1 pseudogene is annotated in these 295 nt (G+C 47.8%); it reads right to left on the reverse strand.

The annotated features are described in order from the left end of the window. Positions 1-88: 88 nt before the first annotated feature. Positions 89-295, reverse strand: a pseudogene (locus HBA93_RS20490) (class II fumarate hydratase); the annotation flags it as partial.

Raw genomic sequence — 295 nt, forward strand, 5'->3', positions numbered from 1 at the left:
GGGCTAAAGTTACGAGACGTTATAAAAAGAAAACAGCCCGCAACAATGAGCTGTTACGGGCTGCAATAAATGCATAATGCAAAGCAACTTATGAAGGCTGCAACATCAGTTCCGGACGCACTAAAGCTTCATATTCTGCTTCACTGACAAGACCGCTTTTGAGGGATTCTTCGCGAAGCGTTGTACCATTGTGATGGGCAGTCTTGGCAATCTTTGCTGCCGCGTCATAACCGATTTGCGGTGCGAGAGCCGTCACCAGCATCAGCGAGTTTTCCATCAACTCATGAATACGGGC

The organism is Ochrobactrum sp. SFR4, assembly GCF_019730395.1.
Classification (GTDB): domain Bacteria; phylum Pseudomonadota; class Alphaproteobacteria; order Rhizobiales; family Rhizobiaceae; genus Pseudochrobactrum.